This is a genomic window from Melioribacter sp. (assembly GCF_049325435.1).
In the GTDB taxonomy this organism is placed as follows: Bacteria; Bacteroidota; Ignavibacteria; order Ignavibacteriales; family Melioribacteraceae; genus Melioribacter; species Melioribacter roseus.
On the sequence record NZ_JBMOLD010000010.1, the window covers coordinates 86,713 to 111,467 of the forward strand.

The 24,755-nt window shown below is 43.0% G+C and carries 21 protein-coding genes and 4 tRNA genes; 4 read left to right on the plus strand and 21 right to left on the minus strand.

Annotated elements, in window-relative coordinates; translation table 11 throughout:
• Positions 1-33: 33 nt before the first annotated feature.
• The 12 genes from rpoB to ACOYVE_RS07195 form a co-directional block, all read right to left on the minus strand.
• Positions 34-3,813 (minus strand): DNA-directed RNA polymerase subunit beta, encoded by a 3,780-nt coding sequence (gene rpoB / locus ACOYVE_RS07140; RefSeq protein ID WP_014854904.1) that lies wholly within the window; start codon positions 3,811-3,813, stop codon positions 34-36.
• Positions 3,814-3,927: 114 nt separating this feature from the next.
• Complete coding sequence (gene rplL / locus ACOYVE_RS07145; protein ID WP_014854905.1) at positions 3,928-4,308, minus strand: 50S ribosomal protein L7/L12; 381 nt, start codon at positions 4,306-4,308, stop codon at positions 3,928-3,930.
• Positions 4,309-4,345: 37 nt separating this feature from the next.
• Positions 4,346-4,870, minus strand: a complete 525-nt coding sequence (gene rplJ / locus ACOYVE_RS07150; RefSeq protein ID WP_226990961.1) for a 50S ribosomal protein L10 — start codon at positions 4,868-4,870, stop codon at positions 4,346-4,348.
• An 88-nt stretch (positions 4,871-4,958) separates the two neighbouring features.
• Positions 4,959-5,654: a 50S ribosomal protein L1 gene (gene rplA, locus ACOYVE_RS07155; protein ID WP_014854907.1), complete on the minus strand. Its 696-nt coding sequence runs from the start codon at positions 5,652-5,654 to the stop codon at positions 4,959-4,961.
• Positions 5,655-5,678: 24 nt separating this feature from the next.
• Positions 5,679-6,104, minus strand: a complete 426-nt coding sequence (gene rplK, locus ACOYVE_RS07160; protein WP_014854908.1) for a 50S ribosomal protein L11 — start codon at positions 6,102-6,104, stop codon at positions 5,679-5,681.
• 13 nt (positions 6,105-6,117) lie between these two features.
• Positions 6,118-6,663, minus strand: coding sequence for a transcription termination/antitermination protein NusG (gene nusG / locus ACOYVE_RS07165; RefSeq protein ID WP_014854909.1), 546 nt, complete (start codon positions 6,661-6,663; stop codon positions 6,118-6,120).
• A gap of 2 nt (positions 6,664-6,665) precedes the next feature.
• Entirely contained in the window at positions 6,666-6,803 is a 138-nt protein-coding gene (secE, locus tag ACOYVE_RS07170) for a preprotein translocase subunit SecE (RefSeq protein WP_408606237.1), read from the minus strand.
• 67 nt (positions 6,804-6,870) lie between these two features.
• Positions 6,871-6,943 (minus strand) — tRNA-Trp (locus tag ACOYVE_RS07175).
• A gap of 1 nt (position 6,944) precedes the next feature.
• The gene (gene rpmG, locus ACOYVE_RS07180) at positions 6,945-7,112 is read right to left on the minus strand and encodes a 50S ribosomal protein L33 (RefSeq protein WP_014854911.1); all 168 of its coding nucleotides are present in this window, start codon (positions 7,110-7,112) and stop codon (positions 6,945-6,947) included.
• A gap of 65 nt (positions 7,113-7,177) precedes the next feature.
• A tRNA-Thr gene (locus ACOYVE_RS07185) sits at positions 7,178-7,250 on the minus strand.
• A gap of 74 nt (positions 7,251-7,324) precedes the next feature.
• Positions 7,325-7,397 (minus strand) — tRNA-Gly (locus tag ACOYVE_RS07190).
• A gap of 134 nt (positions 7,398-7,531) precedes the next feature.
• Positions 7,532-7,615, minus strand: a tRNA-Tyr gene (locus tag ACOYVE_RS07195).
• A gap of 188 nt (positions 7,616-7,803) precedes the next feature.
• Between ACOYVE_RS07195 and proC the strand changes: the two genes are divergently transcribed.
• Positions 7,804-8,616 carry a pyrroline-5-carboxylate reductase gene (gene proC / locus ACOYVE_RS07200; RefSeq protein ID WP_014854912.1) on the plus strand — a complete coding sequence of 271 codons (813 nt, stop codon included), beginning with the start codon at positions 7,804-7,806 and terminating at the stop codon, positions 8,614-8,616.
• A gap of 35 nt (positions 8,617-8,651) precedes the next feature.
• On the opposite strand, the gene cimA is transcribed toward proC, so the two are convergent.
• From cimA to ilvD, 9 genes are read right to left on the minus strand one after another with little or no spacing between them, the layout of a single operon-like run.
• The gene (cimA, locus tag ACOYVE_RS07205; RefSeq protein ID WP_014854913.1) at positions 8,652-10,235 is read right to left on the minus strand and encodes a citramalate synthase; all 1,584 of its coding nucleotides are present in this window, start codon (positions 10,233-10,235) and stop codon (positions 8,652-8,654) included.
• Between the two features lie 17 nt (positions 10,236-10,252).
• On the minus strand, positions 10,253-10,810 hold the full coding sequence (locus ACOYVE_RS07210) for a 3-isopropylmalate dehydratase small subunit (protein WP_014854914.1): 558 nt from the start codon (positions 10,808-10,810) through the stop codon (positions 10,253-10,255).
• Positions 10,811-10,830: 20 nt separating this feature from the next.
• Positions 10,831-12,126, minus strand: a complete 1,296-nt coding sequence (locus tag ACOYVE_RS07215) for a 3-isopropylmalate dehydratase large subunit (RefSeq protein ID WP_422881412.1) — start codon at positions 12,124-12,126, stop codon at positions 10,831-10,833.
• A gap of 14 nt (positions 12,127-12,140) precedes the next feature.
• Positions 12,141-13,721, minus strand: coding sequence for a 2-isopropylmalate synthase (locus tag ACOYVE_RS07220; protein ID WP_422881414.1), 1,581 nt, complete (start codon positions 13,719-13,721; stop codon positions 12,141-12,143).
• Between the two features lie 24 nt (positions 13,722-13,745).
• The gene (leuB, locus tag ACOYVE_RS07225; RefSeq protein ID WP_422881416.1) at positions 13,746-14,840 is read right to left on the minus strand and encodes a 3-isopropylmalate dehydrogenase; all 1,095 of its coding nucleotides are present in this window, start codon (positions 14,838-14,840) and stop codon (positions 13,746-13,748) included.
• Positions 14,841-14,852: 12 nt separating this feature from the next.
• Positions 14,853-15,845 carry a ketol-acid reductoisomerase gene (gene ilvC / locus ACOYVE_RS07230; protein WP_422881417.1) on the minus strand — a complete coding sequence of 331 codons (993 nt, stop codon included), beginning with the start codon at positions 15,843-15,845 and terminating at the stop codon, positions 14,853-14,855.
• Positions 15,842-16,381, minus strand: a complete 540-nt coding sequence (ilvN, locus tag ACOYVE_RS07235; RefSeq protein ID WP_422881419.1) for an acetolactate synthase small subunit — start codon at positions 16,379-16,381, stop codon at positions 15,842-15,844. The genes ilvC and ilvN overlap by 4 nt, the downstream gene beginning before the upstream one ends.
• 1 nt (position 16,382) lies before the next feature.
• Positions 16,383-18,101: a biosynthetic-type acetolactate synthase large subunit gene (gene ilvB / locus ACOYVE_RS07240; protein WP_422881421.1), complete on the minus strand. Its 1,719-nt coding sequence runs from the start codon at positions 18,099-18,101 to the stop codon at positions 16,383-16,385.
• Positions 18,082-19,803, minus strand: a complete 1,722-nt coding sequence (ilvD, locus tag ACOYVE_RS07245; protein WP_422881422.1) for a dihydroxy-acid dehydratase — start codon at positions 19,801-19,803, stop codon at positions 18,082-18,084. Before ilvD ends, ilvB begins: the two co-directional genes overlap by 20 nt.
• 422 nt (positions 19,804-20,225) lie before the next feature.
• Here ilvD and ACOYVE_RS07250 point away from each other — a divergent pair, with 422 nt between their 5' ends.
• From ACOYVE_RS07250 to ACOYVE_RS07260, 3 genes are all read left to right on the plus strand, one after another.
• On the plus strand, positions 20,226-21,281 hold the full coding sequence (locus ACOYVE_RS07250; protein ID WP_333782439.1) for a homoserine dehydrogenase: 1,056 nt from the start codon (positions 20,226-20,228) through the stop codon (positions 21,279-21,281).
• A gap of 242 nt (positions 21,282-21,523) precedes the next feature.
• Entirely contained in the window at positions 21,524-22,738 is a 1,215-nt protein-coding gene (locus ACOYVE_RS07255) for a hypothetical protein (RefSeq protein WP_014854923.1), read from the plus strand.
• Between the two features lie 33 nt (positions 22,739-22,771).
• Positions 22,772-24,724: a methyl-accepting chemotaxis protein gene (locus tag ACOYVE_RS07260; RefSeq protein WP_014854924.1), complete on the plus strand. Its 1,953-nt coding sequence runs from the start codon at positions 22,772-22,774 to the stop codon at positions 24,722-24,724.
• Positions 24,725-24,755: the final 31 nt, after the last annotated feature.

Below are 24,755 nucleotides of genomic sequence, written 5' to 3' on the forward strand. Positions count from 1 at the left end.
CAAACTTTTATTAATATAATCTCACACGGTTAATCAATTAATTTTGATATTCAGACCCAGACCTTGCAATTCCTTAATCATAACATTGAAGGCTTCCGGAATATTGGGGTCCGGAATGTTTTCGCCTTTAACAATAGCTTCGTAAGTCTTAGCTCTGCCTGTTACATCGTCGCTTTTAACCGTCAAGATTTCCTGAAGCACGTGAGCAGCGCCATATCCTTCGAGAGCCCACACTTCCATTTCACCGAATCTCTGTCCGCCGAACTGAGCTTTACCGCCTAAGGGCTGTTGAGTAATAAGCGAGTAAGGTCCAATCGAACGGGCATGAATTTTATCGTCGACCATATGACCGAGTTTCATCATATAAATATACCCGCAGGTTACTTTCTGATGGAAACGTTCGCCTGTGCGTCCGTCGTAAAGCCAGGTTTTGCTTCCTTCGGAAAGTTCGGCTTTCTTGAGCCATTCTTCCACGTCGTTAACGCCTGCGCCGTCGAAAATCGGGGTCTCGAACTTAACGCCGAGTTTCTTTCCTACCCAGCCGAGAGCTGTTTCATATAACTGTCCGATATTCATACGGGAAGGCACGCCCAGCGGATTGAGAACTATGTCGACCGGAGTGCCGTCTTCGTGATAGGGCATATCTTCAACGGGAACAACTTTTGCAACAACGCCTTTGTTACCGTGTCTGCCCGCCATTTTATCGCCAACCTGAATTTTTCTCTTCTTGGCAACGTATACTTTGGCAAGCTGAGTAATTCCCGGAGGCAGTTCGTCGCCCGATTGAATTTTGAGGCGTTCTCTCTTGAAATCTTCTTCAATTTCGGCAAGGAGTCCGAAATAATTCGAGAAGAGTTTTTTAATCAATTCATTTGTCTTAGGTTTATCGAACCAATCTTTTGTATAATCGAGTTTTGTTACGTCGTCCATTTCGGAAAAAGTCGATTCTTTGATGGCAGTTCCGCTGCGAATTACAACGCTGCCATCCAGATCGCGAATGCCGGTTGTAGTTTTTCCAAGCGTCAAAGCGGTCAGCTTTTCGACTAATTTATTGTAATAAGCGTCTTTTTTGCGTTGATATTCCAGATCGAGAGTTTCGAGTTGTTTTTTCTCGAGCTTTTTCGCTTCGGCGTCTTTTTTCTTTCTGCTGAAGAGACGCGTTTTAATAACGACGCCTTTGAGTCCCGGAGGCGCTTTAAGAGAAGCGTCTTTTACGTCGCCGGCTTTGTCTCCGAATATTGCTTTCAAAAGTTTTTCTTCCGGAGTAGGATCGGATTCGCCTTTAGGAGTAATTTTACCGATAAGGATATCTCCTTCTTTAACTTCTGCGCCTTCTCTTATAATACCGTTTTCGTCCAGATCCTTGGTGGCTTCTTCGCTAACGTTAGGTATATCTCTCGTCAGTTCTTCCTGACCGCGTTTGGTCTCGCGCACCTGAAGTTCGAATTCTTCAATATGAATCGAAGTAAATACGTCGTCGGCAACGAGGCGTTCGCTAATTATTATAGCGTCCTCAAAGTTATATCCGCGCCAGGGCATGAATGCAACGGAAATATTTCTGCCGAGCGCCAGTTCTCCGTTTTCAACCGAAGGACCGTCTGCCAGTATATCTCCTTTTTTAACTCTTTGTCCCGACACTACACGCGGCTTTTGATTGAAACAAGTTTCCTGGTTCGTGCCGGCAAACTTTGTCAATTTATATTCAACTTTTCTTTCGCTGTCAAAACTTACAAGAGCTTCGTCTTCCGCCAAATCGGTATCGTAAGCGACAATAATTTTTTCTGCGTCGGCAAATTCTACAATGCCGTTTTTTTCGGCGACAATAACGGCTCTGGAATCGCGAGCGACTTTATATTCCATTCCGGTTCCGACAATCGGCGCTTCCGGCACTAACAACGGCACCGCCTGGCGTTGCATGTTCGAACCCATCAATGCGCGGTTAGCGTCGTCGTGCTCGAGGAACGGAATCAGAGAAGCCGCCGCGCTAACTATTTGAGCCGGAGCCACGTCCATATACTGAACTTCGCTCGGCGGCACTACGGGATATTCGTCTTTCAAGCGGCATTTTACTCTGTCGAGTATGAATCTGCCCTGCTCGTCGATCGGAGCGTTTGCCTGAGCAATAATGTATTGATCTTCCTGATCCGCGCTCAAATATTCTATCTGATTTGTAACTCTTCCGTCCTTAACTTTACGATAAGGAGTTTCGAGGAATCCGTAATGGTTTACTCTTGCATAAATTGTCAACGACGATATAAGACCGATATTGGGACCTTCGGGCGTTTCGATCGGACAGAGTCGTCCGTAATGCGAATGGTGAACGTCGCGCACTTCGAATCCGGCGCGTTCTCTAGTAAGTCCTCCAGGTCCGAGAGCGGAGATTCTCCTCTTATGAGTTATTTCGGAAAGAGGATTCGTTTGATCCATAAATTGGGACAACTGGTTCGTACCGAAAAACGCATTGATAACGCTGCTGACCGTTCTGGCATTGACCAGGTCCTGAGGCTGCATATTTTCGTTATCGCGCATGTTCATGCGTTCTTTGATTGTACGAGCCATTCTGGCGAGTCCGATATTATATTGCTGCTGAAGCTGCTCGCCGATTGTTCTAACTCGTCTGTTGCCCAGATGGTCGATGTCGTCAACGCTTACGTTTCCGTTCTTGAGCATAATAATGTTTTTCATAATGGCAACGATATCTTCAACAGTCAACACTCTAACGCTTTCATCGACATTCAAACCGAGCTTATCGTTCATTCTGAAACGGCCTACATCGCCCAGATCGTATCTCTTGTCGTTAAAAAATAGCTTGTCGAGAAGCCCAAGGGCGGTTTCGATATCTGGAGCTTCGCCCGTTCTTAATTGTCTGTAGATTGCAAATAGAGCTTCTTCTTTGGTTTTTGCAGTATCTTTTTTAAGTGTATTTATAATAAGGTCTTGTTCAACTGAAGTTTCGGAGGTTATTAGTTTAACTACCTGCAGCGTGGACTTTTTAATATTATCGATAATTTCTTCGTTCAATTCTTCGTCTTTCGAAACGTAAATCTCTCCAGTTTGCAAATCGATAACATCGTCTGCGGCAATACGTCCGGAGTGGACTTCCGGGTCAAGTTTTTTAACAGCAACTTCTTCGATTAAATTGAAAAGATTCAGAATCTGTTCGTCGGTTTCGTAACCCAGCGCTCTCAACAGAGTAGTAGAAGGGAATTTCTTCCTTCTGTCGATATAAACATAAAGTATATTGTTAATGTCTGTGGCAAATTCGACCCACGAACCTCTGAATGGAATAATACGAGCGGAATAGATCGGCGTTCCGTTCGGATGGAATGTTTGAGCAAATGCAACGCCCGGCGAGCGGTGGAGCTGACTGACAATAACGCGTTCGGCTCCGTTAATGACGAACGTACCTTTTTCAGTCATAAAAGGCAAGTTGCCGAGATATACTTCCTGCTCGACTGTATTGATAAACTCTTCGGTTTCGCTGTCTTTGGTTGAAAGTCGCAATTTTGCTTTCAGAGGCGCCGAATAGGTCAATCCTCTTTCCTCGCACTCGGCTATCGAGAAGCGTGGCTTTTCGATGTGATATTCGATAAAATCGAGTCGATAAAATTCTTTATTGTCGAGAATGGGAAAATTTTGATTGAAAACAGCCTGCAGTCCTTTGTTTTCTCTCTGTGAAGGCGGCACTGAAAGCTGTAAGAATTCCTCAAACGATTCAAGTTGAATATTCAACAAATCTGGCACTTTAAGAGCAGGCGAAATCTTACCAAACGTAATGCGTCCGTTAATTTTATTTATCTTTTGTTTTTCCAATCCTAACCTCCGATGATTTATTAGGCTCTTTCAATAAATGAAAGAAAGTGGTAACCCGGGAATTCCGTTTTACCACTTCAAAAATTAATATGATTTTCCAGGAAAATCGTATAATTACTTAATTGTGACTGTAGCGCCGGCTTCTTCCAATTCCTTCTTGATTTTTTCGGCTTCTTCTTTGGAAACGCCTTCTTTAATCGGTTTCGGAGCGCTGTCAACCAGATCTTTTGCTTCTTTGAGTCCGAGAGAAGTATGAGCGCGGACAACTTTAATAACGTTAATTTTGGTGGCGCCTGCGCTTTCAAGAATAACGTCGAATTCAGTTTTTTCTTCTGCAGGAGCTGCGTCGCCGCCTGCAGCTACTCCGCCGGCCATAACAACAGGAGCTGCGGCGGTAACGCCGAATTCGTCTTCGAGAGCTTTCTTTAATTCTGCCGCTTCAACAAGCGTAAGGGCTTTGATTTTTTCAACAATTTCTGCAATTTTTTCTGACATTTTTATATCTCCTATTTCTTAATTATAATCTTAAAAATTATGCTGCTTTTTTCTTGGAAATCTCGTCAACAAGGCTGACTATGTCGCGCATAACCGCATTGATTGCGCCGACGATTCCTGAAGCCGGGGAGTTTATACTTCCGATAATTCCGGCAATCAACTCTTCCTTGGACGGCATCGAAGCCAATGTGTTCAACTGGTCGGCGGGGTAGAAATTCGATTCGAGGTAGCATCCTTTGAACTGGAATTTGCCGGTTTCATCAAAATATTTTTTGATGATTTTAGCCGGCGCAACAAAATTTTCTCCTGCGAACGCCACTCCCGTCATACCGACGAATTGATCATAAAGCTGTTCGTAACCGCCTAAATCTTCGAGGGCTTTTTTGAAGAGAGTATTTTTGAATACCTTGTAAGTAACGCCTTCTTTTTTGAATGTGGAACGGAGTTTATTGATATCTTCAACATTAACTCCTTTGTAATCCACTAAGTAGATTGCCGTAGAATTACTTACAAGTTCTTTAATCTGCTCTACGACCTCGTATTTTTTCGCTTTTTTCATCATTCTCCCGTATCAGTTATTACATCGTTCGGCTTAAGAAGCATTTATAAATAAAACCCGTATAGAAATACGGGTGAGTGCGTAATCTTTGTTATGTGGAAGCCACTTCGTCTTTGCTTATTTTCAAGCCGGGTCCCATTGTAGAAGACAAGTAGATACTTTTAATATATTGACCCTTAGCCGAAGCAGGCTTCATTTTTACAATTGTATTGAGAAAAGCTCTGGCATTATCGACAAGTTTGTCGGTATCAAAGGAAATTTTGCCGAGCGGAGTATGAACAATACCGGCTTTGTCGACGCGGAATTCGATTTTACCGGCTTTAACTTCTTTTACCGCCTGGGCGACATCCTGAGTAACAGTGCCGCTTTTCGGATTGGGCATGAGCCCTTTCGGACCCAGAATTTTGCCTAATTTACCCAATTCAGCCATGCTATCGGGCGTAGCAATCACAACGTCGACGTCAGCCCAACCTTCTTTAATTTTCTCTAAATATTCTTCGAATCCGGCATAATCCGCTCCAGCGTCCAAAGCTTCCTGCGCTTTCGAGCCTTTGGCGATAACAAGAACTTTGACATCTTTTCCCGTTCCGTGGGGAAGAGAGACAGTGCCTCTTACCATCTGGTCGGCATGTCTCGGGTCGACGCCCAATCTGATAGCGCAGTCGAGAGTTTCGTCAAATTTTACCTTCGAAAGCTCTTTCAATTTATCGATCGCTTCCTTCAAAGTATATTCTTTCTGAGCTTCGACTTTCTCCTTTATAGACTTCATTCTTTTTGAAACTTTCATAATGTCATCCACTATAAGTTTTTATTATTCTTCTACTGTAATTCCCATGCTTCTTGCGGTGCCGGCAATCATGCTCATAGCATGTTCGATATCGTGAGCATTCAAGTCGGGCATTTTCAATTCTGCAATTTCGCGTAATTGATCTTTTGTAACTTTTCCAACTTTGGTTTTATTCGGTTCAGGCGAACCTTTGTCGAGTTTCAAAGCCTTTTTGAGAAGCACTGCCGCAGGAGGCGTTTTGGTAATAAACGTAAATGATTTATCTGTATAGACAGTAATAACTACCGGGATGATTAATCCCTGTTTGTCGGCGGTTTTAGCGTTAAACTGTTTACAAAATTCCATAATATTAACGCCTTTTTGACCCAGCGCGGGGCCTACCGGCGGCGAAGGATTAGCCTGTCCTCCGGGAATCTGCAGCTTGATATAACCTTCTACTTTCTTTGCCATTGTTCTACCTTAATTATTTCTCTAATTCTGCTTGAGCAAAGTCAATTTCGACGGGCGTTTTACGCCCGAAAATCGAAACCATGACCTTTATTTTCATTTTTTCTTCGTTAACTTCTTCAACAATTCCCGAAAAATTATTAAACGGACCGTCGATGATTTTGACGTAATCTCCGGCTCGGAATAAAGTTTCGGTGCGTTCGGTATCCTCGTCTTTCGAAATTCTGCCTACAATTCTCTTTACTTCGTCGGGCTGCAAGGGAATCGGCGTTTTTTGCGAACCCAAAAAACCCATTACCGACGGGGTGTTCAAAATAAAGTCTTTAACTTTAGCGTCCAGGTCGGCGCATAAAAGTATATAGCCGGGAAAGAAATTCTTTTTCTTCGTTTTCTTCTTTCCGTCTTTTACTTCAAAAACTTTTTCCGTCGGAACGAGAACTTCATGAATCCGGGCTCTTAAATAGTCATTATCCTCGAGCTCGTTTTCTATCAGTGTTTTTACCTTGTTTTCGTGTCCCGAAAAAGTTCTGACTACATACCATTTACCTAACTGGGCGTCCAATTCTAAAAGATTCCTTTTAATATTTGATTAAGAGACATATCGATAGCATACGTAAAAAGCGCTAAAATCAAGCATACAACGACCACAACTACAGTAGAATCTTTCAATTCTTCTTTTGTAGGCCAGGTGACTTTTTTCATCTCCTTGACGACGTCATTAACAAAGTTGATAATTTTTTCTTTCATAATTGCACACTTTTATGGCTAGCACGTCAGGAGGGACTCGAACCCCCAGCCTGCGGTTTTGGAGACCGCTGCTCTGCCAATTGAGCTACTGACGTATTATTTAGTTTCCTTAAATATTACGTGTTTTCTAACAACCGGGTCGTACTTTTTGTATTCTACGCGGCCAGGGTGATTTCTTTTATTTTTTGTTGTAGTATAACGATATCCGGTTCCAGCAGAGCTTTCCAATACTATGATTTGTCTGATATTTTTTGCTTTGGCCATTTTACTTTGCTTCAGTTTATTGTTTAATATTTTTAATACAAAAAAGCAGCGGCTTTTTACTCTTGAGCTGATGACCGGGATTGAACCGGTGACCTCTTCCTTACCAAGGAAGTGCTCTACCAACTGAGCTACATCAGCATTTCAATTTTTAGGATCAAGTTCCGGTTGACTTTTATTCTTCTACAGTCGACCGATATAAGAAAAAATCCGAGAGCGGGAGACGGGACTCGAACCCGCGACCAACAGCTTGGAAGGCTGTGACTCTACCAACTGAGTTACTCCCGCATTCAAACAGAAAACAGGAAATCTTATTTTCGTTTGAAATGATTTCTTCCGAAAATCCAGATAGAAACATCAATATTTAATGAACATCTAAAATGCAAAAAAAATCCCGATATTTCATACCGAGTTTTAAGGAGTGGGCGGCGAGGGATTCGAACCCCCAAAGGCATTCGCCAACGGATTTACAGTCCGCCCCGGCTCTCCAACTCCGGCGTCCGCCCAGATATATCTATCCACATAATGTCAAAAAGCGAGCATCAAATATAGGACGCTTTTAAATAAAATGCAATATATAGATAGATTTTTCTGCTATTTTAAGTTTTTTACTAATTAAGAATTCCAAATTTATAAAAATTTTTTTAAAAAATCGCTAAATTTGTATTCACAAATCTTTTAAAAAGGTATAATTATGAAAATCACAATCCTCGGCTGCGGCAACATGGGTTTGACTTATGCCCGCGCATTTTTACAATATCACAAGACTACATTTGACGACCTGACTTTAATAGCAAAAGACGAAAAACATGCGACAGAATTAAATTCGATGAAGCTGGGAAAAGTCATAACCGGAATTACGCCCGATGCAATGCAGTGCGATGTTTTAATTCTTGCCGTAAAACCGCAGGATTTTATCGGCGTAGCCGGTTCGCTTAAAGGGAAAATCCCCCCCGAAACACTTTTAATTTCGATCCTTGCCGGCGTGAAATTAGACACTCTCCAGGAAAAACTCGGACATAAATATATTGTAAGGGCAATGCCTAATATGCCGGCTCAATTCGGCATGGGCATTACGGTATACATTCCTTCATCAGACGCTAACGTGCATCATCTCTCGACAGTGGAAAATCTTCTGAATACGACCGGAAGAACTTTCATGATAGAGAATGAAAATTTAATGGACGGAGTTACGGCGCTCAGCGGCAGCGGTCCGGCTTACTTCTATTATATAGTTAAAATAATGACGGATACGGCGAAGAAAATGGGGTTTGATGAAAGTCTGGCAAATCTACTGGTGATGCATACCATGCACGGGGCATTTCATGTAATGAACAATTCGGATACCGGGTTGGATGAACTTATCAGAAAAGTCGCTTCCAAGGGCGGAACGACCGAAGCGGCTTTAAAAACAATGAAGGACAATAAATTCGACGAAATTTTCGCAACGGCACTACTTAACGCCGAAAAACGCTCAAAAGAACTTTCGGAATTAAATGGGAAATAAGCCCGTAATTGGGCTTATTTTCCCGTTATCGGAATTTATTTTTCGATAAATTGTTTGTTCTTATAGTACTGAAACAGCTTATAGTTGATACTGTCGCTTAAAGCTTTAAAACTCGCCTCGATAATATTTGTAGACACTCCCACAGTTCCCCAGGCATCCTTACCGTCGCTCGATTCAATCATAACCCTTACTTTCGCTGCGGTGCCTTCTTTTTCGTCAAGTACTCTCACCTTATAATCTACCAATTTAATGTCGGCGACTTCCGGATAAAATCTGGTAAGAGCTTTGCGAAGCGCTTTATCGAGAGCATTAACTGGACCGTCGCCGTCCGACGCCGTATGTTCGATTTCGCCGTTTACTTCAATTTTGAGTACCGCTTCGGCATTCGAATGTCCTTCTTCGTCATAAAATACATTTACTTTGGAATCAAGTACTTTGAAGAACGGCGAAAATTCATCGGTTTCTGCTCTGAGCAACAATTCGAAAGAAGCTTCCGCGCCGTCGAACTGATATCCGTTGTATTCGAGCGATTTTATACGGTTAACAATTTTTTTACTCAGCTCTTTATTGTCTCCTATATCCACTCCGACCTCCTTGGCTTTATAACGGACGTTGCTTTGTCCCGACAAATCCGATACCAGCACACGTTGTTTATTACCAACCAATTCCGGCTCGATATGCTCATACATTCTGCTTTCTTTCATAACCGCGCTTACATGAACGCCGCCTTTGTGGGCAAAGGCGGATTTGCCCGTAAATGCAGCCCTAGTATTCGGATGGAGATTCATAATTTCGTAGACGTAATTCGATACCGAAGTCAGACTGGCGAGATTGGATTTTTGATTTGTTTCATAATTCATTTTTAAGATTAAATTCGGAATAATACTGCACAGATTAGCGTTTCCGCAACGTTCGCCCAATCCGTTGACGGTTCCCTGCACATGACGCGCTCCCGCTCTCACAGCCGCCAGCGAATTTGCAACGGCAAGTTCGGAATCGTTGTGAGTATGAATGCCGATTTTAACGTCGAATTTTTCCTTAACGGTTTTGGTAATTTCATAGACTTCTTCAGGCAAAGCGCCGCCGTTTGTATCGCATAACACCAGCGTATCGGCGCCTCCTTTTACCGCCGCCTCAAGCATCTTGAGCGCGAACTCCGGATCGTCTTTAAAACCGTCAAAAAAGTGCTCTGCGTCGAAGATAACCCTTCTGCCGTGCGATTTCAAATATTTAACCGATTTATAGATAAGTTCCTCGTTTTCGGCGTCCGTCAATCCGAGACCCTTTTGCGAATGAAGTTTCCAGGTTTTTCCAAAGATCGTAATAATCGGCGTTTCCGAATTAATGAGAGTATTCAAATTGTAATCGGATTCAACGTCTTTAACTGATCTGGCGGTGGAACCGAACGCGCATAGTTTGGCGTGTTGAAGATCAAGTTCTTTTGCTTTTTTGAAGAATTCCTCGTCTTTTGGATTACTTCCCGGCCAACCGCCTTCAATAATATCGATTCCGAATTCATCGAGTTTTTTTGCAATCAACAACTTGTCCTGAACCGAAAGGTTAACTCCTTCGCCCTGGGTTCCGTCGCGTAATGTAGTATCAAAGATTTCTACTAACATAATTTCTTCCTCTAATTTTAAATCATATTATTTTGACGGGCATATTCGAAAATATTTCCCGCTTCGATGATCGGCAATATATCTCCCAGCGGTCTGAGCTGGTAGGTTTCGTTTTTAGTTAGATTCCGCAATGTATTCCCGTTAAGATCCAATTCGAGCTCGTCTCCAGTTTCGATTTTATCGTTAAGTTTTTGGGATGTTTCATACGGCACAACAAAGCCGCCGTCGACACAGTTGCGATAAAATATTCTGGCATACGATTCGGCGATTATTGCTTTGGCTCCGGCAACCTGAAGCGCAAAAGGAGCGTGCTCGCGGGACGAACCGCATCCGAAGTTCGAACCGCCGATAATAATCTGATATTTTGTTTGATATTGCCCTTCATCAACAAAAGGAATGCCGCCTTTGGGTAAACCGGATTGACTCAAAGGCACGCCGGAAAGCGCAAATCTTCCGTAATTTTTAGATTCTTCCGGATCGCTTAAACTGTAGACCAGATGCTCGGCGGGAATAATCTGGTCGGTGTCTATATTGTCTCCAAGCACAAATGCTCTGCCTTTAATTATTTTTTCCATTTTTATTCTCTGTAATTTTTTTATAAAAATTCTCTCGGATCTGTAATTACGCCAGTCACTGCAGAAGCCGCAACGGTTAAAGGCGACGCAAGAAAGACTTCGGATTTTTTGCTGCCCATTCTGCCGGGGAAATTTCGGTTGGTAGTCGAAATAACTACTTCGCCGTCTGCAGCTCTTCCCACAGTGTCGGCCGGTCCGCCCAAACAAGCAGCGCACGACGACTGTGCAATAACACAGCCGGCTTTTTCAAAAATTTCTTTCAACGTTATTCCGTTGATTGTTTCCACTTCGAGTTGCTGCGCCACATAAGTACTGCCAGGCACTATAAAAGTCGGGGTCTTAACTTCATTGCCGAAAATAATTTTTGCAGCGTTGTAAAAATCCGTTAACTTACCGCCGGTACACGAGCCGATATAACATTTGGTCAATTTTCTGCCCGCTACATTTCTGACGGTATCCCTGTTATCCGGACTATGCGGCTTGGCGACCAACGGTTCAATTTCATTCACATTATAACGATAGACCTCCCTGTATTTTGCGTCGGGGTCGCTTTCGAAAATTTCGTACGGCTTGTCAGTTCTTTCTCTAACGTATTTTTCAGTTACTTCGTCGGCTTTAATAATGCCGTTCATGGCGCCGGCTTCGATTGCCATATTCGTCAGGGTCATTCTTTCGTCCATTTGCATTGAAAAGATAGCTTCGCCGTCGAATTCCAAAGCCCTGTAGGTGCCGCCGTCGGTTGTAATGTCTCCGAGTATCATCAAAATCAAATCTTTTGCAGTCAAATATTCCGGCATATTGCCTTCGAATATAAATTTGAGCGATTCGGGCACTTTTTCCCAAATTTTTCCCGTTCCGAGAATAAATGCGGCGTCTGTATTTCCAACGCCCGTCGAAAACATGCCGAAGGCGCCGGATGTACATGTGTGCGAATCTGTTCCGAACAATACGGTTCCGGGCAGATTATAACCTTCTTCCGCAAGCGCAATATGGCATACTCCTTTGTAACGGTCGGTGCCTACGTCGTAATAATTCGGCACGTTGTATTCGTTTGCAAATTCTCTCAGGATATTTACGTTACGGTTAGCCTGAGGATTTTTCGTAAAAATATAGTGGTCGGGAAAGATGACCAGTTTTTCTTTATCCCAAATTTTTGCTTTATCGCCGAACTCTCTTTTCCAAATATCGATTGTAGGCGGTCCGCATACATCGTGAGTCATCAGTACATCCACATTGAGCCATATGCTTTCGCCGGGTTCAACTCTTTTTTTACCGGCGGATTTAGCCATAATTTTTTCGGTTATAGTCATGCCCATAATTTATTTCCTTATTAAATTACTTCTGAAATTGATTCGTTATTTTTAGGTGAAGTCTGATTCATATATTTTTCTTTTTGATTCAGCGCGCTCAAATAAGCTTTTGCGCTCGCTTCGATTATATCGGTCGAAATACCCCTTCCCATGAAGGATTTATTTCCGCTGCGTATTCTTATAATAACTTCGCCCATAGCTTCGCGTCCCGAAGTAACCGAGCGCACCTGGTAAGATTCCACTTCGGAATTTATAGAAAGAGCCCGTTCAATAGCATTGAAAACCGCGTCTACAGGACCGTCGCCGGTTGCCGATTCAGAATAAATTTCGCCATTATAATTAATTTTTACTACCGCATTCGGAATAAGATTGGAACCGGCATTAACCTGAATATATTCGAGTTCATATATGTCGTTATCTTTTTGTATTTCGTCTCCCATCAGCATTCTGAGATCGTCGTCAAAAACTTCTTTCTTTTTGTCAGCCAATTCGGTAAAGGCTTTGTAGATATTCTGGAGTTCTTCGTCGGTCACTTTATAGCCGAGTTCCTGAAGACGCACTTTAAGACCGTGCCTTCCGGAATGTCTGCCCAGTACAATATTATTTTTCGGAATACCGACGCTTTCGGGTGTCATAATTTCGTAAGTTTCGCGGCTTTTGAGAACGCCGTCCTGATGAATTCCTGATTCGTGCGCAAAAGCGTTTTCTCCCACTATTGCTTTATTGCGCTGCACAAGCAGCCCGGTAAAAGCCGAAACCATTTTGCTCGTATTGTAAATTTCTTTCGTATTAATATCGGTGTAAAAATTAAGCAGGTTTTTCCTTACGTTAAGAGCCATTACGAACTCTTCCAGCGAAGCGTTGCCGGCTCTTTCGCCTATTCCGTTTATAGTGCATTCAACCTGTCGCGCGCCGCTTTGAACTGCGGCGATTGAATTGGCTACTGCAAGTCCCAAATCGTTATGGCAGTGAACGCTTATTATGGCTTTATCGATATTTTTTACTCTTTTTTTCAATTCGGCTATTTTAGCCGCAAATTCGAACGGCAGCGTATAGCCTGTTGTGTCAGGAATATTAACCGTAGTGGCTCCTGCTTCGATTGCCGCCTCGATTACTTCGGCGAGATAACCGATATCGGTTCTGCCTGCGTCTTCAGCGGAAAATTCAACGTCATCGGTAAAAGTTTTGGCGTACGCCACCGCGTCGTACGACATTTTAATTATTGTCTTCCGTTTCTCTTCAAGTGTTTTTCCGTAACGCTCGTGTCCGAATTTTCCGAGAATATGATAGTCGGAAGTGCTCGAAAAAGTATGAATTCTTTTCCGCGGAGCTGAAGCCAGCGCATCTGCCGCAGCTTTAATGTCTTTTTCGTTTGCGCGGGACAAGGCAGCGATAATGCAATCGACCTCTTCGGCAATCCGTTTTACGGCTTCGAATTGCGCCGGCGACGAAATAGGAAATCCCGCTTCGATTACGTCAACATTTAGCTTAGCGAGCTGATGCGCAATTTCTACTTTCTCATGGACGTTCAACGACGCGCCAGGCGACTGTTCGCCGTCTCTTAATGTTGTATCGAATATCAGTATTTTATTGTCGTTCATGTTGTTTCTCCGCTAATATCTTTTTCATAATGTAAAAACATTGATAGCCTGAGTAGCCACAATCTTTTCAAATTCTTCTATAATCAAGTTGGTCATCTCTTCAGTAGTAACGAGTTTATTTCCTTCTTTAAAGATGTCTCTTGTTCTGTATCCTTTCGACAGAACGTTTTCGATCGAATTTTCGATAATCTCCGAAGCTTTGTCCATCTGGAAAGAATATTTTAGCATCATGGCAGCCGACGAAATTGCCGCTATCGGATTGGCGACTCCTTTTCCCGCAATGTCCGGAGCGCTGCCGTGAACGGGCTCGTATAACGCATATTTGGTCCCGAGGCTTGCCGACGGTAACATTCCCAAACTTCCGGTTATCATTGCGGCTATATCGCTCAAAATATCTCCGAACAGATTCGAAGTCAAAATAACGTCGAATTGCTTCGGGTCTCTTACAATTTGCATTGCGGCATTGTCGACATACATATGATTCAACTGAACGTCCTGATACTCCTTGTGGACGTCCATTACTACTTTTCTCCAGAATTGCGACACTTCCAGAACGTTGGCTTTGTCGACGGAAGTGACTTTTTTATTGCGTTGTCTTGCAAGTTCAAACGCTTTACGCGCGATTCTCTCGACTTCCCCTTTTGTATAAACCATCGTATTGAAGCCTTTCTCGTCGTCATAACCGCGAGGTTCGCCGAAATAGATACCGCCGGTAAGCTCCCTTAGTATCAGTACGTCGGTTCCTTTAAGAACTTCGGCTCTAAGCGATGAATTCTCGAGCATTGAGTTATAAATTCTCGCAGGCCTTAAATTTGCAAACAAGCCCAGGGCTTTCCTCAATTTGAGCAATGCCGCTTCGGGTTTAAGATGATGCTCGAGATTTTCCCATTCAGGGCCTCCTACGGCTCCAAGAAAAACAACATCGGAGCTGTAACATACATCGAGAGTTTCATCGGTCAGCGGAGTTTTGAATTTGTCGTAAGAAGACCCGCCGATTAACGCCATCTTAAATTCAAATTCCGTGTTAAATTTTTCTCCGGCGGCTTTAAGTACTTTAACGGCTGAGTTAACGACTTCGGGACCGATGCCGTCGCCCGGCAATAATGCTATCCGATACATATATTTCCCCTTTTAATTTTTTTTGAGCCAGCTCATCATGCTGCGTAATTTGGCTCCTACTTTTTCAATTGGATGTTCCTGGTTTTCTTTTCTCAATTTATTTAAAGTCGGTTGACCATTTTTATTTTCTTCAATCCACTCCTCGGCAAATTTGCCGGTTTGAATTTCGTTCAGAATTTCTTTCATAACTTTTTTAGTATCGCTGTTAATAACTCTTGTGCCTCTTGTCATGCCTCCGTATTCGGCGGTGTCGCTTACCGAATAGTTCATACGCGTTAGGCCGCCTTCGTAGTAGAGGTCGACAATCAACTTAAGCTCGTGCATACACTCGAAATAAGCCAGTTCGGCGGGATAACCCGCTTCGACCAATGTTTCAAAGCCTGCTTTGATCAGCTCGGCAGATCCGCCGCACAGAACGGCTTGTTCACCGAACAGGTCTGTTTCGGTTTCGTCTTTGAAAGTAGTTTCGATAACGCCTGCGCGAGTTCCTCCTATTCCTTTTGCCCAGGCTAAGGCTTTATCGCGCGCCTGTCCGGAAAAGTCCTGATGAATTGCAATCAAACAGGGAGTGCCGCTGCCTTCCTGAAAAGTACGGCGCACCAGATGCCCCGGCCCCTTGGGAGCGATCATTATAACGTCGATATTTTCCGGGGGGACAATCTGCTTGTAATGGATATTAAAGCCGTGGGCAAAAGCCAGAGTTTTTCCTTCTCTTAAAAAAGGTTTAATTTGACTTTCATAAACTTCTTTTTGATTCTGATCCGGCAATAAAATCATAATAACGTCAGCCCAATTCGCGGCTTCGTCAACTGTAAATACTCTGAGACCGGCTTCTTCGGCTTCTTTCCATCTGGATGATGATTTTCTCAAACCGATTGCCACATCCATTCCGCTGTCTTTCAGATTGAGAGCATGAGCGTGTCCCTGACTGCCGTATCCCATTACTGCAATTTTTTTCCCTTTTAGTATGTCCAGATTTGCATCCTGGTCGTAATAGACTTTCATTTTTTATCTCCGTTAATTTTTTTATGGTCGTCTTCTTTTTCCTTGGGTAGTTTTCTAATTTGTTCGCCGCGCCGTAGAACGACCGTACCCGAACGCGCAATCTCTTTAATTCCAAAGGGTTCGAGAACGTTAATGGCAGCGTCGATTTTATCAGGCGGGCCTGTAATTTCAAGCATAATTGTTCTGTTGTTAATATCGACGACATTTCCCCTGAAAATTTCACAGATATTGATAATTTCAGAACGCGTTCCTTTCTGATAGAATACCGTAATCAACATCAACTCGCGCTGCACTTTCGGTTGATGCGTCATATCGATAATTTTTATTGTGTCTATCAGTCTGTTCAGTTGCTTAACAATCTGCTCTATAACTTTGTCTTCGCCTTCCGTAACGATAGTCATTCTCGATACAGTAGGATCTTCGGTTTCGCCGATGGAAATCGAATGAATATTGTATCCTTTGGCGCTGAACATAGTAACGACTCTGTTGAAAGCGCCGAATTTGTTTTCTACGAGCGCTGATATTATATGCATCATTTTAGATCATCTCCTTTGGGTCTAATCTACGAATAATCATATCGCTAATGGAAGCTCCTGCGGGCACAATGGGAAAGACCATGTCTTCCTTAGCTACTTTGAATTCGACCATAACGGGACCGTCATTATAGTCGAGCATTTCCCTGAGCAGCGGTTCGACATTATGAGGACTGTCGGTCGAATAAGCTTTGACACCGAAAGCTTCCGCTACTTTTACAAAATCTGGATTGCTATCCGAGAGGTCGGTAAAGCTGAATTTTTCCGCATGGAAAAGCTCCTGCCATTGCCGCACCATTCCGAGGAAACTGTTATTAAGGACAATAATTTTTATCGGCAGTTTGTAATAAACTGCGGTTGCCAATTCCTGAATATTCATCTGGAAGCCGCCGTCGCCGTTAATTGAAATTACGGGACGGTCTTTTACGCCGAAAGCGACTCCGATTGCGGCGGGAAGAGCAAATCCCATAGTTCCCAAACCGCCGCTGGTTATATGAGAGCGAGGATGATTAAACTTATAATATTGCGCCGTCCACATTTGATTTTGGCCTACGTCCGTAACTACGACTGCTTCTCCTTTGGTAAGTTCGGATAATTTTTCAATTACAAATTGAGCTCTCAATCTGCCGTCGGACATATCGTATTCGAGCGGACACTCGTTTTTCCATTTATTAATTTGTTCCCACCATTCGTCGAGGTCGGGTTTACGCGTAATTTCCGAGGCAAGTTCAGCCATTACATGTTTAACGTCGCCAACTATCGGCAGATCGACTACGATGTTTTTGTCGATGCAAGTCGGGTCGATGTCCACGTGAATTTTGTATGCATTGCGGGCAAACGTTTCTACTTTTCCCGTTACCCGGTCGTCGAATCGAGCGCCCAGCGAAATGAGTAAATCGCAGTTATTGACTGCTTGATTTGCCCAGTAAGTGCCGTGCATTCCGAGCATACCGAGCGATTGAGGGTCTGTGCCCGGGAATGCGCCCAAGCCCTGCAATGTCATTGTAACGGGCAAATTATTCTCTTTGGCAAGGAGATACAATTCCCTGTGGCCGCCGGACATAATAACGCCTCCGCCTACATAAAGCAAGGGCCTTTTTGCTTTTTGAATCATCATAGCGGCTTTTTTAATTTGATTTTGATGACCGAATACTTTCGGCTTGTAGCCTTTAAGATCTATTTTATCGGGGTAATTAAATTCAGTTATGTTATTGATGACGTTTTTAGGCAAATCGACAACCACCGGTCCGGGTCTGCCGGTCGAGGCGATATAAAACGCCTGCCTGATAGTAGGGGCTAACTCCGATATATCTCTTACAAGAAAATTGTGTTTTGTTATCGGTCTGGTAATACCGCAAATGTCGGCTTCCTGAAAAGCGTCGTTGCCGATTAAATGCGTAGGCACCTGTCCGGTAAAAACAACTATCGGCACAGAATCCATATAAGCGTCCGTAATACCCGTAACCGTGTTAGTGGCGCCGGGTCCTGAGGTTACGAGAACGACTCCGACTTTGCCGGTTGCTTTTGCGTACCCTTCGGCCATGTGAGTTGCGCCTTGTTCGTGTCGCACCAGTATGTGTTTCAAAAAGTCGATATCATAGAGCCTTTCGTAGATAGGCAAAACCGCGCCGCCGGGATATCCAAAGACGTATTCTACGCCTTCCCTTTTAAGGCATTCAAAGAAAATATCAGCCCCGGACATTTTATTTTTTTTGGTATTCATAATTACCCCTTTCATTGATTTTCATATTTATACTTAAAATAGCGCCGGTATTGGCGGAAGTAACCATTTTGGAATAGCGCGCCAAATAACCTTTTTTAATTTTCGGTTCGAACGGAGGAAGTTCAGCCAGTCTCCTTTCGATTTCTTCCTGGCTAAGCTCCACGTTCAGCTTGTAATTAGGGATATCAATCGAAATAATATCGCCGTTTCTCAACGCCGCGATCGGACCTTTTACGGCGGCTTCCGGCGATACATGTCCGATACAAGCTCCTCTGGTGCCTCCCGAGAATCTTCCGTCGGTTATCAAAGCGACTTTATCTCCCAAGCCCATTCCCATAATTTCGCTTGTAGGCGCAAGCATTTCGGGCATTCCCGGTCCGCCTTTAGGTCCTTCGTACCTGATAACAACAACGTCGCCCGCTTTAATTTTTCCGTTTCTTATTCCTTCCAGAGCTTCGCCCTGCGAGTCGAAAATAACCGCCGGTCCGCGATGAACCAGCATTTTAGGGTCGACTGCGCCGGTCTTTACAACCGAACCGTTAGGAGCCAGATTGCCGAACAGCACAGCCAGTCCGCCTGTTTTGCTGAACGGATTGTCTACTGTTCTGATAACATTGCCGTCTTTAATTTCGGCTTCTGCGATATTCTCGCCGAGAGTTTTTCCAGTAACCGTTGGGGAATCGAGATAAAGTAGTCCGTCTATTTTCGAAATTTCTTTCAATATTGCAGATATTCCGCCAGCTCTATCCACATCTTCCATATGCACGCTTTTTGTCGCAGGCGAAACTTTACAAATATAAGGCGCTCTTTGAGCCAGTTTATTCAATTCATCCAGTTCAAAATCGATTTCCGCTTCGTTGGCGATAGCCAGGGTGTGCAATACGGTATTTGTGCTTCCGCCCATTGCCATGTCCAATGCAAAAGCATTAAGGATCGATTTCTTTGTAATAATATCTCTTGGTTTCAAATCTTTATTTATCAGGTCGATAATTTTAGAGGCAGCCTGTTTTGCAAGTTCATGTCTTTTGGGATCTACTGCGAGGATCGAACCGTTGCCGGGCAAAGCGATTCCGAGCGCTTCCATGAGGCAGTTCATTGAATTGGCGGTAAACATACCGCTGCAAGAGCCGCAAGTGGGGCATGCAAAATTTTCCAATTCTTTCAATTTGTCGTCGTTAATTTCACCGGTCGAATATTTTCCGACTCCTTCAAAAACCGAAATCAAATCGACCACATCGCCCGAAGGAGTGTAACCGGCTTTCATCGGACCGCCGGATATAAAAATTGTGGGAATATTGAGTCTAACCGCAGCCATCAGCATGCCGGGCACAATTTTGTCGCAATTCGGAATGCAGATCAAACCGTCGAGGCGATGAGCTTCGGCTACGGTTTCTACGCTGTCGGCTATTAATTCTCTGCTGGCAAGCGAATACCGCATGCCGATATGACCCATTGCAATGCCGTCGTCGACTCCGATAGTATTGAATTCAAACGGAACGCCGCCCGCTTTGCGCACTTCCTCTTTAACTATTCGTCCAAACTCTTGAAGGTGAACATGTCCGGGAATTAAATCGATATAAGAATTGCACACGCCGATGAACGGCTTATTAAAATCCTCGTCGGATTTAATAACGCCTGTGGCTTTCAATAAACTTCTGTGCGGCGCTTTGTCGAAACCTTTTTTGATTAAATCGGATCTCATCTCAATCCTCTAACTTTTAATAAAATATAACTTTAGATATACCTTTAGGGTTTTAGTCAATCCCTAAATTATCTTAAAAATTATATTATGTTATTGTTAGGGATTGACTAAATATTATTACCCTAGTATAATCACTAGGCTAATAATATTGATAATAATTAGATTAATAATCCCTAGAAGGTTAGTATCTAAAGATGAGTTAAAAGAAACACTAAGGCTGTCGATAGCGTGTGCTTGTGGCCCGCCGGATATTTGATTGGTTGTAATATGTTTATTATGTTCAGCCATAACTCGAATGCAATTATAAGTTATAATTGATTCGATGTCAAGTTTTTTCTGAAAAAATATTGTATAATTATTCGCCGCCATGCATACCATCATACGGGATGTCTGTTTTTTTGGATTAATGAATCAAGAAAGTTATTTTTGCATTCAATCATTTAACGAGAAAGAAAATTATGAAACAAAAAATCGCACTTATCGGTTTTGGAACGGTAGCGCAGGGGTTGTGCGAAATACTTATAAACAAGAAAAACGAACTTGCAAAAAAATACAACTACCGATACGAGATTGTGGCGGTAAGCGATCTCAGATTCGGCTCCGTATATAATCCGGACGGACTCAACCTGAAACGGCTGCTGAAAGAAGTAAAAGAAAAAGGTAAATTTATCAAAGACCGTGTTGATTGGAGCGCCATTGAAACGATTGAGAAGTCGAATTCAGACGTCGTTTGCGAACTTGCGTATACTAATTTGAAAGACGGACAACCTGCAATAAAGCATTGCGAGACCGCCTTCAAAAACAAGAAACACGTAGTTACAAGCAATAAAGGTCCCGCAGCCCTTGCATATCGAAGGCTAAAAAGACTAGCAGATAAAAACGGCGTGAAATTTATGATCGAAGGAACCGTCCTAAGCGGCACGCCCGTTCTGAACCTTGCAGAAGGACCGTTGGCAGGCAACAAAATTATTTCCGCCAAAGGAATTCTCAACGGCACTACAAATTATATTCTGACTAAGATGGAAGAAGGGATGAGCTATGAAGACGCGCTAAAGGAAGCTCAAAAGCTAGGATATGCCGAAGCCGACCCCACTAACGACGTCAAAGGTTACGACGCACGAGCAAAAATAACAATTCTGGCAAATGTATTAATGAACGTAAATCTCAACATGGCGGAAGTAAAATGTAAAGGCATTACAAAAATCACCCTGAAAGAAATAGCGGAGGCAAAGAAGAAAAACGCAAGATGGAAATTAATCGGCTCGGTCGAAAATAAGAACGGCAAAATTAAGGCATACGTAAAACCCGAGTTAATTCCTCTCGATCATCCGCTTGCCGGAGTTATGGGTTCTACGAACGCGCTGACGTTTACAACCGACTTGCTGGGAGACGTAACCATAGTAGGCAAAGGCGCCGGTAAAATCGAAACGGGATTTTCTATTCTGACCGATCTTCTCGCATTAAATAATTCGGAATAATTTATCCGAACTATATTATTATAAGTTAATGCTATCGATGCAAATTGAAAACTTTGCAATGATATTGTAAAAATCAATAATCATCGAATTATATTTCTTTAATTACTAACAAAAGTAGATTCACATCTCATATTAAACCCTTTACAACTTTATAAAGCCATACACAACATTTCGCTTTAATCCATTCAGCTTCTTACGATAATGAAAATGGCAAAAAGCTTAAAAGTCATATAGGAGAAGCAATGAAAAAAATAATCCGTTTATTTGTAATTAGCCTGTTAATTTTGCCCGGCGCGCTTTTATCTCAAAATAATAATTGGGGCGTCGATTTTCACGGTTTCGTGAAGACAGATTTCTTCTACGATACACATGAAGTAATAACCGCCCGTGAAGGACATTTTCTATTATATCCTTCGAACGACAAATACGACGTCAACGGTAAAATAATTAACGACCGGGGTTCATTTAACATACTTTCAATACAGACGCGTTTAACCGGGAAAATCACAGCCCCCGATGTGCTGGGTGCAAAAACCGGCGGAATTATTGAAGGCGCGTTCTTCGGTCATTCCGAAGGCGATATTAACGGTTTTAGGTTACGTCACGCATTTGTAAAACTTGAATGGGAAAATACTTCGTTGCTTGCCGGCCAATACTGGCATCCGATGTTTGTAACGGAAGTATTTCCCGACGTAGTCTCTTTTAATACCGGAGCGCCGTTTCAACCGTTCTCCAGGAATCCGCAGCTTCGTATAACTCAGAAAGTCGGTATTTCCAGGTTTATATTTGCAGCTTATTCTCAAAGAGATTTTGCCAGTCCCGGTCCCGAGGGGAGCTCATCGATTTATTTAAGAAACTCCGGCATTCCCGGGCTTCATTTTCAGGCTTCTTTTAATATCGATAATCTTCTTTTGGGAGCGGGCATCGATTATAAATCGCTACTGCCGGAGAAAGCTTCGGAAAATAACTTCTATTCAGACAACAAAGTTCAGAGCTTCTCGGCAGTTGCATTCGGAAAACTTACGAGCGGCGATTTTACCGCTAAACTTGAAGGCGTTTACGGTCAAAATCTATTCGATCTGTTAATGCTGGGAGGTTATGCGGTTAATGAAACGGATATTAACTCGGGAGTTAAAAATTTTACTAATCTGAATATCTATTCCGTTTGGACGGATTTGAGCTACGGTAAAGACGTTCAGATTGGTCTGTTCGCAGGGTACACGCAAAACAACGGAGCGGAAAATAACGTTACCGCATACTATTCACGAGGTTCAAATATCGATTACGTTTATCGCATTTCTCCGCGCGTTGTATTTAATTCGGGCAAGCTCAGAATCGCGGGCGAAGTTGAATACACTGTCGCAGCATACGGTACAACCGGCTCCGAAGGAAAGGTTTACGACAGCAAAGAAATTGCAAATCTGAGAGTACTAACGGGAATTTATTTATTCTTTTGAAATTATTTAATAACAATATAAACGGAAGAAAAAATGAAACTCATTAAATTCAACGATTGGAAAGTGTTTTATAAAATCATTTCCCTATCGTTCGTAATCTTATTTACAATTTATCTTGTTTTCTTTTTGTTTCTGCTGCCGACAATAAGCGATACTCTTTATACCAATAAAAAAGAAAACGTAAAACACACAGTCGAAGTCGCTTATAATATTCTTCAAAAAGAATATCAACTTTATCAAAGAGGCATTCTTAGCGAAGAAGAAGCCAAACAAAACGCGATTGAGCTCGTTCAGGATCTGCGATACAATGAAAACGAATATTTCTGGATTAATGACTTCTCGCCCCGTATGGTTATGCATCCCATTAAGAAAGAAATGAACGGACAGGATCTGAGCAGCTACAAAGACCCGGACGGAGTGCAACTCTTCGTGAAGATGGCTGAAGTTGCCAAGCGAGAAGGCGAAGGCTATGTAAATTACAGATGGAGTAAACCCGGATTTTCCGAACCAGTCCCCAAAATATCATTTGTAAAAGGGATGAAAGAGTGGGGCTGGATAGTGGGCAGCGGAATTTATGTTGACGATGTGGAAGCGGAGATTGCCGACATTCGATTCCATTTTATCCAGATTCTAATTTTCGCTTCGATCGGTTCGCTAATTTTCGGTTACTATATTGCAAAGAAAATTTCCACCCCGCTGAATAAGCTGAGCGCGGCAGCGGAAAAAGTCGCCGAAGGGGACGTAAATGTAACTGTGGATATTAATACCAAAGACGAATTGGGTAACCTTGCCAATGATTTTAATAGAATGGTTAACAATATTCGCAAATCGATTCAAGAAATCGAACTGAAGAGCAAAGAAGCAGAAGAAGCCGCTTCGGAAGCCGAAAAAGCGAAACAGCTTGTTGAAGCTCAACAAAAATATCTCGCCGACAGTACAAAGGTGCTACTGGAAAGTATGGACAAATTTGCCGAAGGCGATCTTACTGTCGAAGTTGTTCCGGAGAAGGAGGACGACGACATAGGAAAGCTATTCAAGGGATTTAATAAAGCCGTTAAAAATATCACTAATTTAATCAACAACATTATTCAGGCTGTTGAAGCAACCGCCAGCGCCAGCAATCAAATATCGTCCAGCACCGAAGAGATGGCTGCAGGCGCGCAGGAAGTAAGCTCTCAAACAAACGACGTTGTCAGCGCCGTAGAACAGGTAACTAAAACAATTATTGACATTTCACGAAATTCGAACACGGCATCGGAGATTGCAAGGCGCACGGGCGACGCCGCTCTCGAAGGCGGAAGAGCAGTAGAAAATACCATAGTCGGGACTCAGAATATTGCGAATGCCGTAACTAAATCGGCGAAAATAATTAATGAACTGGGTAAGAACAGCGAGCAGATCGGACAGATCGTACTCGTAATCGACGAAATCGCCGACCAGACAAATTTACTTGCGCTAAATGCGGCTATCGAAGCCGCCCGCGCCGGCGAACAAGGCAGAGGCTTCGCCGTCGTTGCAGACGAAGTCCGTAAGCTTGCAGAAAGAACTACCAAAGCAACCAAAGAAATAACCGATATGATACGCAAAATACAGCACGATACAAAAGAGGCGGTCAGTTCAATGAACGAAGGCACTAATGAAGTCCAAAAAGGAAGAGAATTGGCCGAACAGGCAGGTAAAACCATAAAACAAATTATAGAAGAAGCAAAAAGCAATGCGGATATTGCCACTCAGGTAGCCGCCGCCACAGAAGAGCTTTCGTCTGCCGCCGAACAAATAGGCAAAAATATGGAAGGTATCAATACAGTCACACAACAGACTGCCGACGGAATTCATCAGATAGCCAAAGCTACAGAAGATCTAAGCCGTCTAACCGACAAGCTGCAAAATCTAATATCCCTTTTTAAAATAAGCGAATACGATAAATCGTTAGAAAAACCCGGACATTTAATCGGCAGCAACCGGAATATTTTCGCTCTCGAATAATATGCGAATCATGGCCTCCCCAAGGAAACCC

Coding starts and splice junctions, on each gene's coding strand:
- cimA (WP_014854913.1), bottom strand. CDS start 10,235: ATGTTAGTAGAAATCTTTGATACTACATTACGCGACGGAACCCAGGGC.
- rplK (WP_014854908.1), bottom strand. CDS start 6,104: ATGGCAAAGAAAGTAGAAGGTTATATCAAGCTGCAGATTCCCGGAGGA.
- ilvD (WP_422881422.1), bottom strand. CDS start 19,803: ATGAGATCCGATTTAATCAAAAAAGGTTTCGACAAAGCGCCGCACAGA.
- rpmG (WP_014854911.1), bottom strand. CDS start 7,112: ATGGCCAAAGCAAAAAATATCAGACAAATCATAGTATTGGAAAGCTCT.
- proC (WP_014854912.1), top strand. CDS start 7,804: ATGAAAATCACAATCCTCGGCTGCGGCAACATGGGTTTGACTTATGCC.
- ilvC (WP_422881417.1), bottom strand. CDS start 15,845: ATGAAAGTCTATTACGACCAGGATGCAAATCTGGACATACTAAAAGGG.
- ACOYVE_RS07255 (WP_014854923.1), top strand. CDS start 21,524: ATGAAAAAAATAATCCGTTTATTTGTAATTAGCCTGTTAATTTTGCCC.
- leuB (WP_422881416.1), bottom strand. CDS start 14,840: ATGTATCGGATAGCATTATTGCCGGGCGACGGCATCGGTCCCGAAGTC.
- secE (WP_408606237.1), bottom strand. CDS start 6,803: ATGAAAAAAGTCACCTGGCCTACAAAAGAAGAATTGAAAGATTCTACT.
- ACOYVE_RS07220 (WP_422881414.1), bottom strand. CDS start 13,721: ATGAACGACAATAAAATACTGATATTCGATACAACATTAAGAGACGGC.
- ACOYVE_RS07210 (WP_014854914.1), bottom strand. CDS start 10,810: ATGGAAAAAATAATTAAAGGCAGAGCATTTGTGCTTGGAGACAATATA.
- rplJ (WP_226990961.1), bottom strand. CDS start 4,870: ATGATGAAAAAAGCGAAAAAATACGAGGTCGTAGAGCAGATTAAAGAA.
- rplL (WP_014854905.1), bottom strand. CDS start 4,308: ATGTCAGAAAAAATTGCAGAAATTGTTGAAAAAATCAAAGCCCTTACG.
- rplA (WP_014854907.1), bottom strand. CDS start 5,654: ATGAAAGTTTCAAAAAGAATGAAGTCTATAAAGGAGAAAGTCGAAGCT.
- ACOYVE_RS07260 (WP_014854924.1), top strand. CDS start 22,772: ATGAAACTCATTAAATTCAACGATTGGAAAGTGTTTTATAAAATCATT.
- ilvB (WP_422881421.1), bottom strand. CDS start 18,101: ATGAATACCAAAAAAAATAAAATGTCCGGGGCTGATATTTTCTTTGAA.
- ACOYVE_RS07215 (WP_422881412.1), bottom strand. CDS start 12,126: ATGGGCATGACTATAACCGAAAAAATTATGGCTAAATCCGCCGGTAAA.
- ilvN (WP_422881419.1), bottom strand. CDS start 16,381: ATGATGCATATAATATCAGCGCTCGTAGAAAACAAATTCGGCGCTTTC.